Origin of the sequence: Pseudomonas chaetocerotis, from assembly GCF_015712105.2 — a bacterium.
GTDB lineage: Bacteria > Pseudomonadota > Gammaproteobacteria > Pseudomonadales > Pseudomonadaceae > Aquipseudomonas > Aquipseudomonas chaetocerotis.
In genome coordinates this window covers 1-11,775 of the sequence record NZ_JACFYX020000006.1, presented here as the reverse complement: position 1 = coordinate 11,775, position 11,775 = coordinate 1, and the positions used below count along the sequence as shown (strand labels likewise).

Genomic DNA, 11,775 nt, shown 5'->3' with positions numbered 1-11,775 from the left:
GCTTGATCTAGGTTTATCGCGCACATCGCGGTGATTTTTCGCGCGGCGCTACAGCGTGAGCCAGCGTGTGCTCGGCACCCTGCTGACCTGGATGGCCGAGCGCAAGGCACCGGTGTTTGTGGTGGCCACGGCCAATGCCATCGACCGTCTGCCGCCGGAACTGGTACGCAAGGGGCGCTTCGACGAGTTGTTCTTCGTCGACCTGCCCAGTGCCGAGGTTCGTGCCGACATCTTCCGTATCCACCTGCAACGCCGTGAACTGGAGCCAGGCGGCTTCGATCTTGCGCAACTGGCTGCTGCCAGCGAGGGCTACTCTGGCGCTGAGATCGAGCAGGCAGTGGTCAGCGCGTTGTACGCAGGTCAGGCGCAGCAGCAGGCGGTCGATCAGGGGTTGCTGCTGCGTGCGCTGCAGAGCACGGCGCCGCTGTCGGTGGTAATGGCCGAGCGCTTGACGGCGTTGCGGGAGTGGGCCGATGGGCGCACGGTCAATGCCGGCTGAGCACCCGGTCAGGCGCCGGTGAAGGGGCGGGTCAGGCGACCACTGAGTTTGCGTACCAGCCAGCGCGGCGCGAGGCGTGGACTCAGGGCCAGCAGGCGGTTGCGCCAGCCGGGAATGATGATGGCGCGGTTCTTTTCCAGTGCGCGAACGGTGATCAGCGCCACTTCCTCGGCGCTCATCATCAGCTTGCTGCCGGCAATCCGCGTGACGTCCATCTGTGCTGCACGGAAAAAGGCGCTGCGGGTCGGGCCGGGGCAGAGTACTGACACACGCACGCCGCGGCTTCTCAGCTCTTCGCGCAAACCCTCGGAAAAGTTCAGCACATAGGCCTTGCTGGCGTAGTAGCTGCTCATCCAGGGGCCGGGCTGGAAGGCCGCGACCGAGGCGACGTTGAGAATCTGCCCGCTGCCGTGCTCGGCCATGCGCTGACCAAGTGTGTGACACAGGCGGGTCAGCGCCAGCACGTTGACTTCCAACTGCTCCAGCTCGCGACTCCAGTCCTGCTCCAGGAATGGACCGGCGCAGCCGAGGCCGGCGTTGTTCACCAGCAGATCGACATGCCACTGGCCTTCTTCCAGCTCCAGCAGCAGGCCGGACAATTGTAGCGGCTCGCTCAGGTCGCAGAGACGAAACAGCACGTCGACGCCGAAGCGCTGGGCCAACTCGCAGGCGATGCTTTCCAGGGCATCACGACGGCGCGCTACCAAAATCAGGTTGCGCCCGCGGCGTGCCAGCGCTTCGGCCAAGGCCAGGCCAATGCCGCTGGACGCTCCGGTGATCAATGCATAGCTGCGCATGGTCGGGAATTACTGCTCCTGATATTCGGCGGCACGCTCGACATAGCCCTGATACTGGGGAATGGCGATGGCGGCGACGATACCGGTCACTGGTACCAGCAGGAACAACCAGGCCAGCACCTTGACTGCAGTGCTGTTGGGGGGCGGTGGTGGGCCGTAGCGGTTGACGCCTTGGGTGCCGGGGATGATCAGCAGCAGCAGGGCAAATACGCTGCCGGCGACCGGGATCAGGTGCACCAGCAGCAGCCATCCGGACCAACCGATGTCATGCAGACGCTGCACGCCGATGAAGATGCCGATCACGACCGCGGCAATACTGACGATGCCCAGCGCCAACATGGCCAGGGTCGACGACATCGCGGCGAGGCCGGTACCGACCAACATGATCGGGATGAAACACAGCGTCATTGCCATCAGCCAGCCCAGGTAACGCACGCGGCCGATGCGGCCGCTGACGCCGAGGACCTTGAGCTCGGAGTACTGCGGCAATTGCTCGGCGACATTTGCCTGTGGCGGTGCATAGGGCGATGCAGTCACTGCGACGGGGGCTGGGGCAGGAGCGGCTTCGGCCAGTTGTGCCTGGCGGGCAAGGTATTTGTCGATGATGATGCCGCAGGCGGAGCACTCGCTCGCCTTGGCTTGCTCATGGCCGCATTTGGGGCAGGTCATGTCCGATGTAGCGGCCTCCACAGCCTGCTCGGTTTCGGCTTCGGTCGGCACCAGGCTAAGGCTGGCGGCCTGATCCAGCTCCTTGCGCACCTTGGCGCCCGCCTTTTGCAGCGCGTTGAGGTACTGCTCCGCCTCGCCTTCGCCCAGATCACGCTTGAGCGCCACCGGCGCTCCGCTGAACAGACTGTCGATACGAGCAAGGTCGCTCTTGAACAGGCGGGCCAGGTTTGTCTTGACCATTTCCAACGATGCCTCGGGCATCAGTTGACCGTCGAACACGATCTTGTAGCGCGGTTGATTCATGCGAGCTTCCTTGTCGGCGGGAAGTAGAGGTGAGCGAAACGCCCGTTGAGCAGCGGGCGGGCATAAGCCTAGAGTGCCGCGAGGCCAATATACAAGCGGCCTGACGCGCCACTCATGGCTATTTTTCAGGCGCTGCCTATTGTGCTCCAGCGGCCGACCAGTTGGCCGCGGCGTAGTAGACGTATTTCGCTGAAATCGCCCAGCACACCTTCGCTGGTCGCTGGGCGCAGAAATACCCACTCGTTGCTCGTCAGTTGTGTGCCTTCACCGCCGATCAGGCGCTCCTTATTGGCGCTACGGCCATAGAATTCGTCATAGTCGAGCCCGGCCGGCGAGACGGGCTGCGCCGGCCAACGACCGCCGTAGAGGTAGTAGGCGTTCCGTCGGTTGGGGTTCCAGGCGCTGATCAGGGGCTGGAGCGGTTGCAGGTAGGGCAGGGCGCCGTCGACCACCTTGAGTACGGGGCTGGCGATCCACAAGGCTGGCTGATGTTCCTCCAGCAGTGGCGTGTCGAACTCTGCGGGTTTGAGCAGGGCGGAACCGACGGCGACTTCATTGAGCGAAGTCTCCTGCTGGCTGTGCAGCAGGTAGGTCAGACTGCCTGCACCGTTGAGCAGCGGCTTTGCTGGCCAAAGATCGCTGAACCCCTCAGCGTTGCTGATGAATTGTCGATAACGCGCATCGGTCTCGCTGAATGCTCGCCGCTGACTCTGCCAGGGCGGGCTGTGCGCGACATGCGCGTCATAACCCATCAGCCCCTGTAGTTGCAGTGTCGGCTGCTGGCGAAGCTGCTGCAGTACCTGAGCCAGCGCCTGCGGGGTGGCGAAACCGCCGCGTTCCAGGCCGACGTCGATTTCCAGTGCGATGCGCAGCGGTCGCCCCAGTGCCTTGGCCAGTTCGGCGTACTCCATCAGGCGCTGCTCGCTGTCGATCAGCCAGGTCACCTGGCGGTCGGGGTCGAAATCCAGGTGGTGCGCAAGCTGGCGATAGAAGTTCAGCGCGGCGGCGACCGGCATGGGTTTGCCAAGCAGCAGGTCGGCCTGGGGAAAGCTCCTGGCCAGGCGATTCAGTTGCGGCTGATGAAAGACCATGAAACGCTGGGTCTGCAGACGCTTGGCCAGGTATTCCAACAGACCGGTGCTGGCCAACGACTTGGCGACCAGGCGCAGCTGGAGGCGGCTACCTAGCCGTGCTGCCAGCAGGTCGGCGTTGGCGTCGAGCCGATCGAGATCGAGCAGCAGGATGGGGATGCCCTCGCCATCGCGCTGCAGTTGCCGGTTGAGCTCGGCGAAGTAGGCGTCATGCTCGCGGCTGTGATCGTTCGGACGCAGCGCCCAGCCGCCGAGCAGGCCGAGCGCGCCCAGCCCCAGCAGGTGGCGACGTTTCATTGCGGCCAGCGTTGCCCCAGCTGTTGGCTCCGTGTCAGTGCGGCGCGATATTCGTGGTCGAGTCGCGTTACCAGCTCCTGCACCGAAGGCAGGTCGTCGATGCCGCCAACGCCCTGGCCGGCCGACCAGACGGTTTTCCAGGCCTTGGCTTCTTCATCCATCGGCTTGAGTTTCTCGCCGTAGTTGATATCGCCCTTGTTCTGCAGCTGTTTCAGGTCGTAGCCGGCCTGCTCCAGGCTCTGGCGCATGAAGCTGGCCGGCACACCGGACACAGCGGGCGTGTGAATGATGTCGGCGGCCTGTGCGCCGAGAATCATCGCTTTGTAATCGGCCGACGCGTTGTTCTCGGTCGTGGCGATGAAACGGGTGCCCATATAGGCCAGGTCGGCGCCGAGCAGCTGCGCGGCGAGAATTTCATGGCCGTGATTGAGGCAGCCGGACAGCAGCACGGTCTTGTCGAAGAACTGACGAATCTCGGCCAGCAGGGCGAAGGGACTCCAGGTACCGGCATGGCCGCCAGCTCCGGCTGCCACGGCGATCAGGCCATCCACGCCAGCCTCGGCAGCTTTCTCGGCGTGGCGGCGAGTGGTCACGTCATGGAACACCAGGCCGCCATAGCTGTGCACGGCATCGACCACTTCCTTCACCGCGCCCAGGCTGGTGATGACGATGGGCACGCGGCGTTCGACGCAGATGGCCAGATCCGCCTGCAGGCGCGGATTACTGTTGTGTACGATCAAATTGACGGCGAAGGGTGCGGCGTCAGTTGCAAGGCTGGCTTCGATCTCGTCGAGCCAGGCGGCGAAACCGGCGCTCTCGCGCTGGTTCAGCGCCGGAAAGCTGCCGACGATGCCGCTGTTGCAGCAGGCACTGACCAGCGCCGGGTTGGAGACCAGAAACATCGGCGCAGCGACCAGGGGCAGACGCAGGCGTTGTTCGAGCAGGGCAGGCAGAGACATGGCGAACTCCTCAGAAGGGGCGGACGACGACCAGAATGACGATGCCCAGCAGGGCCAGAACCGGCGCTTCATTGAACCAACGATAGAACACGTGACTGCGGCTGTTCTCTCCGCGGGCAAAGCGCTTGAGCTGGGCGCCGCAGAGGTGGTGATAGATCACCAGAGCCACCACCAGCGTGAGTTTGGCGTGCATCCAGCCTTGCGTGAAGTAGTACGCCGAGTTGAGGCTGAGCAACCAGATGCCCAGGCCCAGTGTGGCGATCATCGAGGGGATCATGATGCCGCGATACAGCTTGCGCTCCATGATGCAGAAACGTTCGTGACTGGCGGCGTCGCTGCTCATGGCGTGATAAACGAACAGACGCGGCAGATAGAACAGGCCGGCGAACCAGCAGACCATGGCGATGATGTGCAGAGCTTTTAGCCAGAGATAGAGCATTTTCGCTTCCCGCGCTGAAAAAATGGCTTCGATAGTAGAGGCAGCTGACGGTCTGCGTCACCTCTGCGGTTGGAGCTTGGCCGATGCGGCTTTATCATCGGCAACTTTCCAATGGCTTTTGCAAAGGGGCATGTGATGATCAAGGTCGGTATCGTCGGCGGCACGGGCTACACCGGTGTCGAACTGCTGCGTCTGCTGGCGCAACACCCGCAGGCAGAGGTGACCGTGATCACTTCCCGTTCCGAGGCCGGCCTTCGTGTCGACGAGATGTACCCCAATCTGCGCGGCCACTACCCTGAACTCGCGTTCAGTGTGCCGGATGTCGCCACCCTGGGCGCCTGTGACGTGGTGTTCTTCGCCACCCCGCACGGCGTGGCACATGCGCTGGCTGGTGAGTTGCTCGCTGCTGGTACGCGAGTAATCGACCTCTCCGCTGACTTCCGTTTGCAGGACGCCGATGAGTGGGCCAAGTGGTACGGCCAGCCGCACGGCGCCCCTGAGCTGCTGAAAGAGGCGGTGTACGGTCTGCCCGAGGTCAATCGCGAGGCGATCAAGAATGCGCGCCTGATCGCCGTACCCGGCTGCTACCCGACCGCTACCCAGCTGGGGCTGATTCCACTGCTCGAAGCCGGACTGGCTGAAACCGGTAGCCTGATCGCCGACTGCAAGAGCGGTGTCAGTGGTGCCGGCCGTGGCGCCAGCGTCGGCTCGCTGTTCTGTGAGGCCGGCGAGAGCATGAAGGCCTACTCGGTCAAGGGCCACCGTCACCTCCCGGAAATTCGTCAGGGGCTGCGTCAGGCTGCAGGCCGTGACATCGGCCTGACCTTCGTCCCACACCTGACGCCGATGATTCGTGGCATTCACGCGACCCTCTATGCACGCGTGGCCGATACCTCGGTCGATCTTCAGGCGCTGTTCGAGAAGCGTTACGCCGGCGAGCCCTTCGTCGATGTGATGCCGGCTGGTAGCCATCCGGAAACCCGAAGCGTGCGCGGAGGCAACGTTTGCCGTATCGCCGTGCACCGTCCGCAGGGCGGCGACCTGGTGGTGGTGCTGTCGGTGATCGACAACCTGGTCAAGGGAGCCTCCGGCCAGGCGGTGCAGAACATGAATATCCTCTTCGGTCTCGACGAGCGTCTCGGCTTGTCGCATGCGGCCCTGCTGCCGTGATACCGGGCTGGGAGGTCCGCCTCAGCGATCCCCGTCGCGAGCGCAGGCGTCGTTGGCTGCAACTGCTGCTGGTGCTTGCCCTGCCAGCGGCTTTTGCCCTGGGATGGTACTGGCCGCAGGCACAGCCTCAGCAGGCGCCCGCGGATACGCAGGCGCTGCTGACTCGCCTTGCCGAACAGGAGCAGGAGCTGGAGTTGCTGCGCCAGCGCCTGGCCGTGGTCGGCAGTAGCGACAAGGTCACGCAGCAGGCCATGGAGCAGAATCGTCGCACCATCAAGCTGCTGGAAGAGCAGATCTTCAAGCAGCAGCAGGATCTGGCCTTCTATAAAGGCGTGCTGGCACCTGCCAGTCGTCGTGAAGGTATTCGAATTCGCGCCTTTGAGCTGCAAGCCACGGACGTGTCGCAGCGATTCCGCTACAAGTTGCTGCTGAGTCGAGTCGGTACCAGTGATAAGGCCTTGCAGGGGCATTTGCGTATTACTGTCGAAGGGCTGCAGGACGGTAAGCCGGCCACGTTGGAGCTGGCGGCGCTGTCCGACGAAGTGAGCGAGAACAGCATTGCGTTCTCCTTCAAGCACTTCCAGTCCTTCCCTGGAGCGGGTCGTTTCGGCGAGCTACAGCTACCTGAGGGCTTCGAGCCACATCAGGTCAAGGTTCAGGCGGAGGTTGAGGGCGACAAGCCGCTGAGCCGTACATTTGAATGGATAGAATCAGGAGCGATAGCCACCCATGTGGAGTAAAGACAAGACCAAACCCGACTTGCAGCGCTTCAGCGGCAAGACCAGCCTGATTGCTGCTGGCGCCGAGCTGGTAGGCGACATGCGCTTTCAGGGTGCGGTGCAAGTGGATGGTCGGGTCACCGGTAATCTACTGGCTACCGAAGGGCTGGTGCGCGTCAGTGCAGGCGGTCTGGTTGAAGGTGAGATACGGGCACCCCATATAGTCATCGACGGAGAGGTGAATGGTGATGTGTTTGCCAGTGGCCATCTTGAGCTGGGTTCACGCTCTCGGGTTCGCGGCAACCTGCATTACGGCCTGATGGAGATGGCCATGGGGGCGCAGATCGAGGGGCGTCTCTGTCATATCAAGGATGGTGAGCGGCCACTCGAGCTTCCCGCTATGCTGGAAATCGAGCAATAGTTGACCAATTTTGTAGGGCAAGCGGATAATGCACGCCCAAAGCAGTATGGCGCATGGCGCCGGGAGTCCAGAATGAGCGTCGAAACCTTCACCCCTGCCCCCATGCACTTTACCCAAGGCGCGGCCAGCAAGGTGAAGAACCTGGTCGATGAAGAGGGTAATCCGCGCCTGAAGCTGCGCGTGTTCGTCACGGGCGGTGGCTGCTCGGGCTTTCAGTACGGTTTTACCTTCGATGAGGACGTGGCCGAGGATGACACCATCGTCGAGCGCGAAGGCGTGAGCCTGGTGGTCGATGCCATGAGCTTCCAGTATCTGGCTGGCTCCGAGGTCGACTATCAGGAAGGGCTGGAAGGTTCGCGTTTCGTGATCAAGAACCCCAATGCCACCACCACCTGTGGTTGTGGGTCGTCCTTCTCGATCTGAATGCATCGCCTGATGACAGACGCCGCGCTCGATGCGCGGCGTTTTCGTTTTCAGGCCGGGTAGATGGCGCCGAGCACGCGCAGGCCTTTGGCCCCGGTCACGCTCGGGCGATTACCAGCAATGCCTTCAAGTGCGCAATGTGCCAGCCAGGCAAAGGCCATGGCTTCGACCCAGTCCGGATCTACGCCCTCGGTTGCGGTGCTGCTCACCTCGGTTCCAGCCAGCATCTCGTCCAGGCGCTTCATCAGACAAGCGTTGTGCGCGCCACCTCCACACACCAGCAGAGCATCCGTGTGAGCCTGCGCGTTGCGTAGGGCGCTGACGATACTGCATGCGGTGAGTTCTACCAGGGTGGCCTGAACGTCTTCGCTGGCCAGTCGCGACGATGCTTGCAGATGGCCAAGCAGCCAGTCGAGGTTGAACAGTTCACGACCGGTACTCTTCGGTCCCTGGGTGGCGAAGAAGGGATCGCTCAGTAGTCGCGACAGCAGTGCGCTGTCTACCTTGCCGCTGGATGCCCAGGCACCGTCACGGTCATAGGCCAGGCCCTGGCAATGCTGAATCCAGGCATCGAGCAGAACGTTGCCAGGGCCGCTGTCAAATCCCAGAACCTCCTGGCCGGGTGAAAGGAGGCTGAGATTGCTGAAACCGCCGACATTGAGCACGGCAACCTGCCGCTGGCTATTGCCGAACAGGTCATGGTGGAAGGCTGGGACCAGAGGAGCCCCTTGACCGCCAGCGGCAACATCGCGCCGGCGGAAGTCTGCAACCACGCAAATGCCCGTAAGCTCGGCCAGCAGCGCAGGGTTGCCGATCTGGATGGTGAAGCCGCGCGCCGGTTCATGGCGCACCGTCTGGCCATGGCTGCCGATGGCGCGAATCTGCTGCGCGGTCAGGTTCTGTTGCTGCAGGAGTTCGTTGACAGCGGCAGCGGCCAGTTCGACCCAGTGTTGTTCTGCAATGGCTGCGCGTGCCAGTTCATCATGTCCAGAGGTGCACAGCGCCAGCAGGTCGCTACGCAGTTGTTCTGGCATGGGGCGGTAGAGCGTGGCGAGAAGGTGAGGACGCTGATCCTGATCGATCAGCGCGATGTCCAGTCCGTCCAGGCTGGTGCCGGACATCACGCCAATATAGAGGGGCACGGCTTACTGCTGGTTGGCGGCTAGCATGGTGGCCTTTTCCTGGTCCATGCGTGCCATCAGCGGTTTGCTCAGTTGCATGAAGCGCTGTTTCTCGCTCGCTGCAATGGGGTCTGCCATCGGCAGCTTCTGGCTGAGTGGATCGACGTGTACACCGTTTACCTGGAACTCATAGTGCAGGTGAGGGCCGGTGGAGAGGCCGGTAGTACCGATATAGCCGATAATCTGGCCTTGTTTGACGTTCGCACCGTTGCGAACACCTTTGGCAAAACCCTGCATGTGTGCGTAAAGGGTGCGATAGCGCTGGCCGTGCTGGATGATCACGGTATTGCCGTAGCCACCGTTACGGCCTGCCAGTGCTACGCGACCGTCACCGGCAGCCTTGATTGGCGTGCCTCGTGGCGCGGCATAGTCGACGCCCTTGTGTGCACGGATCTTGTTCAGGATCGGATGCTTGCGACCCGTGGAGAAGCGCGAGCTGATGCGAGCGAAGTCCACCGGAGTGCGGATGAACGCCTTGCGCATGCTTTCGCCATTGGCGTTGTAGTAGCTGGTAGTGCCTTGTTTGCTGGTGTAACGCACGGCGGTGTAGGTCTTGCCGCGATTGGTGAAGCGCGCCGAAAGGATATTGCCGGTGCCTACGGGCTTGCCGTTCACCACCTTCTCTTCGTAAATCACCTCGAACTCGTCACCTTCGCGGATATCCATGGCGAAGTCGATGTCGTAGCCAAACACGTTGGCCAGGTCCATGGTCAGGCTGTGCGACAGGCCGGCACGCTTGGCGGAGAGGAACAGCGAGCTGTTGATCACGCCGCGGCTGTATGCGGTGACCACCTCAGGCTTGATCTGATCACGCTCGAAGTCGAAGCCTTTATCGGTACGGCTGAGGCGAATGGTTTCCAGATCGTTGAGCTTGCTCTGCAGACTCTTCAGCTTGCCATCTTCGTTCAGCTCGAAGTCCAGCACCTGGCCCACTTTGAGACGGCTGAACTGCTTGGCGTCCTTGCTGCTATTGAGGGCTTCGTGCAGATCATTGGCGTTCAGACCAACCTTGGCGAATACAGTAGAAAGCGTATCGCCATTGCTGACCGTGATGTTGTGGTGGTTGGGGTCGGAAGGAGGAGTGGTGTCAGCTGTTTCTAGGCGGTCTTTGTCAGCGTCTTCTGCGCTGTTCTCTACGGTGTTCGCGCTTTGCTCGATCTTGGCGAAGGGCGAAGCGGCGCCAGGCACTGGCTGTCCCGCTCGGAGGTCGTCCTTTTCCTGCAGCACCTGCTCGGTATCGTTACCGAGGTCTAGGTCGAGAAAGGTTTTCTGCGCTTCGACTTCACGCGAAGGAAACACCAGCAGAGCCAGGCTCAGCAGCGCAGCTACACCGCTAGCAGCCAGGATATGGCTTTTAGGGTAGGGCGGGGCTTTGGGGATATTTTGCGTCATGGCGTGAGGCGTTTTCTTGGAATATGCATTAACTGTATAAAATATAACCAAAATCGGCTTGGGGCAACCCTTGACATGCCGAACGGACGCTCAGGGCGCTTACCCTGGGCAAAACTTGTAATTAGTCCGCGATCTTGTATGGTTGGTTCCCTTTCAATTTCCAGTGGTTGCGGGTTCTGTCATGAAGTCGGTCGAAGAGCAGCTGGCGCTGATCAAGCGCGGTGCAGAAGAGGTTCTGGTTGAGGCTGAGCTGGTCGAAAAGCTCAAGCGTGGTCAGCCGCTGCGGGTCAAGGCGGGTTTTGACCCTACCGCGCCGGATCTGCATCTCGGTCACACCGTCCTTATTAATAAGCTGCGTCAGTTTCAGGAGCTCGGTCATCAGGTGATCTTCCTGATCGGCGACTTCACCGGAATGATCGGTGACCCCAGCGGCAAGAGCGCTACCCGTCCGCCGCTGACACGTGAGCAGGTTCTGGATAACGCCGAGACCTATAAACAGCAGGTTTTCAAAATTCTCGACCCGGCCAAGACCGAGGTGGCCTTCAACTCCACCTGGATGGATCGGATGGGGCCTGCCGATTTCATTCGTCTGACGTCGCAGTACACCGTAGCGCGCATGCTCGAGCGTGATGACTTCGACAAGCGTTATAGCAGCAACCAGCCGATCGCCATTCACGAGTTTCTCTACCCGCTGGTTCAGGGCTACGACTCCGTGGCGCTCAAGGCTGATGTCGAGCTGGGCGGTACCGATCAGAAGTTCAACTTGCTGATGGGGCGCGAGTTGCAGCGCGCCTATGGTCAGGAATCGCAGTGCATCGTCACCATGCCGTTGCTGGAAGGTCTCGATGGCGTGAAGAAGATGTCCAAGTCGCTAGGCAACTACGTCGGCATCCAGGAAGCGCCGGGTGTGATGTACAGCAAGCTCGTCTCCATGCCCGATGCGCTGATGTGGCGTTACTTCGAGCTGCTCAGCTTCCGCTCCATGGAGGAGATCGAGCAGTTCAAGCGTGATGTCGAGCAGGGGGCGAACCCGCGTGACATCAAGATCAAGCTGGCTGAAGAGCTCGTTGCGCGTTTCCATGGTGCAGAAGCTGCTGCCAATGCGCATCGCTCCGCAGGTAACCGCATGAAGGATGGCGAACTGCCGGAAGATCTGCCAGAGATCGAGTTGCGCTCGACTGAAGATATGCCGATCTCGTCCGTCCTTAATAAGGCAGGCCTGGTGAAGAATGCCGCGGTTGCTCGTGACCTGTTGGGTTCGGGCGGTGTGCGCGTCGATGGTGAGGTGGTTGATCGCACCTTCCTGTTCAAGCTGGGGGCGGTTCACGTCTGCCAGGCAGGCAAAAAGGCCTTTGCGCGCATCGCCCTCAAGTCCGAGTAATAAAACTGCAATTTCTGCTTGACGTGCATTCTGC

Annotated in this window: 12 protein-coding genes and 1 pseudogene; 6 read left to right on the top strand and 7 right to left on the bottom strand. The window is 61.5% G+C overall.

Annotation, left to right across the window (positions count from 1 at the left end; genetic code table 11):
* Nucleotides 1-55 precede the first annotated feature (55 nt).
* Nucleotides 56-499 (top strand): annotated as a pseudogene (locus tag H3221_RS11770) (AAA family ATPase); the annotation flags it as partial.
* Between the two features lie 8 nt (nucleotides 500-507).
* On the opposite strand, the gene H3221_RS11765 reads toward H3221_RS11770, so the two are convergent.
* From H3221_RS11765 to hemJ, 5 genes are all read right to left on the bottom strand, one after another.
* Nucleotides 508-1,296, bottom strand: a complete 789-nt coding sequence (locus tag H3221_RS11765; RefSeq protein ID WP_196474621.1) for an SDR family NAD(P)-dependent oxidoreductase — start codon at nucleotides 1,294-1,296, stop codon at nucleotides 508-510.
* A gap of 9 nt (nucleotides 1,297-1,305) precedes the next feature.
* On the bottom strand, nucleotides 1,306-2,268 hold the full coding sequence (locus tag H3221_RS11760) for a DUF805 domain-containing protein (RefSeq protein ID WP_196474620.1): 963 nt from the start codon (nucleotides 2,266-2,268) through the stop codon (nucleotides 1,306-1,308).
* Between the two features lie 125 nt (nucleotides 2,269-2,393).
* Nucleotides 2,394-3,656: an alanine racemase gene (locus H3221_RS11755; RefSeq protein ID WP_196474619.1), complete on the bottom strand. Its 1,263-nt coding sequence runs from the start codon at nucleotides 3,654-3,656 to the stop codon at nucleotides 2,394-2,396.
* The gene (locus H3221_RS11750) at nucleotides 3,653-4,615 is read right to left on the bottom strand and encodes an NAD(P)H-dependent flavin oxidoreductase (protein WP_196474618.1); all 963 of its coding nucleotides are present in this window, start codon (nucleotides 4,613-4,615) and stop codon (nucleotides 3,653-3,655) included. Before H3221_RS11750 ends, H3221_RS11755 begins: the two co-directional genes overlap by 4 nt.
* Before the next feature lie 10 nt (nucleotides 4,616-4,625).
* Entirely contained in the window at nucleotides 4,626-5,054 is a 429-nt protein-coding gene (hemJ, locus tag H3221_RS11745; RefSeq protein ID WP_017675639.1) for a protoporphyrinogen oxidase HemJ, read from the bottom strand.
* A 135-nt stretch (nucleotides 5,055-5,189) separates the two neighbouring features.
* Between hemJ and argC the strand changes: the two genes are divergently transcribed.
* The 4 genes from argC (at nucleotide 5,190) to erpA (ending at nucleotide 7,787) form a co-directional block, all read left to right on the top strand.
* Complete coding sequence (gene argC, locus H3221_RS11740; RefSeq protein ID WP_196474617.1) at nucleotides 5,190-6,224, top strand: N-acetyl-gamma-glutamyl-phosphate reductase; 1,035 nt, start codon at nucleotides 5,190-5,192, stop codon at nucleotides 6,222-6,224.
* A complete protein-coding gene (locus H3221_RS11735; RefSeq protein ID WP_224490574.1) occupies nucleotides 6,221-6,964 on the top strand; it encodes a DUF6776 family protein in 744 nt (247 codons plus the stop codon). The genes argC and H3221_RS11735 overlap by 4 nt, the downstream gene beginning before the upstream one ends.
* Nucleotides 6,954-7,364, top strand: coding sequence for a bactofilin family protein (locus H3221_RS11730; protein ID WP_196474616.1), 411 nt, complete (start codon nucleotides 6,954-6,956; stop codon nucleotides 7,362-7,364). The genes H3221_RS11735 and H3221_RS11730 overlap by 11 nt, the downstream gene beginning before the upstream one ends.
* Nucleotides 7,365-7,436: 72 nt before the next feature.
* The gene (gene erpA / locus H3221_RS11725) at nucleotides 7,437-7,787 is read left to right on the top strand and encodes an iron-sulfur cluster insertion protein ErpA (RefSeq protein ID WP_160019897.1); all 351 of its coding nucleotides are present in this window, start codon (nucleotides 7,437-7,439) and stop codon (nucleotides 7,785-7,787) included.
* Between the two features lie 50 nt (nucleotides 7,788-7,837).
* Here erpA and H3221_RS11720 read toward each other — a convergent pair whose 3' ends face one another.
* Nucleotides 7,838-8,929 carry an anhydro-N-acetylmuramic acid kinase gene (locus tag H3221_RS11720; protein WP_196474615.1) on the bottom strand — a complete coding sequence of 364 codons (1,092 nt, stop codon included), beginning with the start codon at nucleotides 8,927-8,929 and terminating at the stop codon, nucleotides 7,838-7,840.
* A gap of 3 nt (nucleotides 8,930-8,932) precedes the next feature.
* Nucleotides 8,933-10,360, bottom strand: a complete 1,428-nt coding sequence (locus H3221_RS11715; RefSeq protein ID WP_196474614.1) for a peptidoglycan DD-metalloendopeptidase family protein — start codon at nucleotides 10,358-10,360, stop codon at nucleotides 8,933-8,935.
* 181 nt (nucleotides 10,361-10,541) lie between these two features.
* Here H3221_RS11715 and tyrS point away from each other — a divergent pair, with 181 nt between their 5' ends.
* A complete protein-coding gene (gene tyrS, locus H3221_RS11710) occupies nucleotides 10,542-11,741 on the top strand; it encodes a tyrosine--tRNA ligase (protein ID WP_196474613.1) in 1,200 nt (399 codons plus the stop codon).
* The last annotated feature ends 34 nt before the right edge of the window (nucleotides 11,742-11,775 follow it).

What these genes read in the sequence shown, in the direction of transcription:
- tyrS (WP_196474613.1), top strand. Translation starts at nt 10,542, where the DNA reads ATGAAGTCGGTCGAAGAGCAGCTGGCGCTGATCAAGCGCGGTGCAGAA.
- hemJ (WP_017675639.1), bottom strand. Translation starts at nt 5,054, where the DNA reads ATGCTCTATCTCTGGCTAAAAGCTCTGCACATCATCGCCATGGTCTGC.
- H3221_RS11715 (WP_196474614.1), bottom strand. Translation starts at nt 10,360, where the DNA reads ATGACGCAAAATATCCCCAAAGCCCCGCCCTACCCTAAAAGCCATATC.
- H3221_RS11765 (WP_196474621.1), bottom strand. Translation starts at nt 1,296, where the DNA reads ATGCGCAGCTATGCATTGATCACCGGAGCGTCCAGCGGCATTGGCCTG.
- H3221_RS11760 (WP_196474620.1), bottom strand. Translation starts at nt 2,268, where the DNA reads ATGAATCAACCGCGCTACAAGATCGTGTTCGACGGTCAACTGATGCCC.
- H3221_RS11755 (WP_196474619.1), bottom strand. Translation starts at nt 3,656, where the DNA reads ATGAAACGTCGCCACCTGCTGGGGCTGGGCGCGCTCGGCCTGCTCGGC.
- erpA (WP_160019897.1), top strand. Translation starts at nt 7,437, where the DNA reads ATGAGCGTCGAAACCTTCACCCCTGCCCCCATGCACTTTACCCAAGGC.
- argC (WP_196474617.1), top strand. Translation starts at nt 5,190, where the DNA reads ATGATCAAGGTCGGTATCGTCGGCGGCACGGGCTACACCGGTGTCGAA.
- H3221_RS11730 (WP_196474616.1), top strand. Translation starts at nt 6,954, where the DNA reads ATGTGGAGTAAAGACAAGACCAAACCCGACTTGCAGCGCTTCAGCGGC.
- H3221_RS11750 (WP_196474618.1), bottom strand. Translation starts at nt 4,615, where the DNA reads ATGTCTCTGCCTGCCCTGCTCGAACAACGCCTGCGTCTGCCCCTGGTC.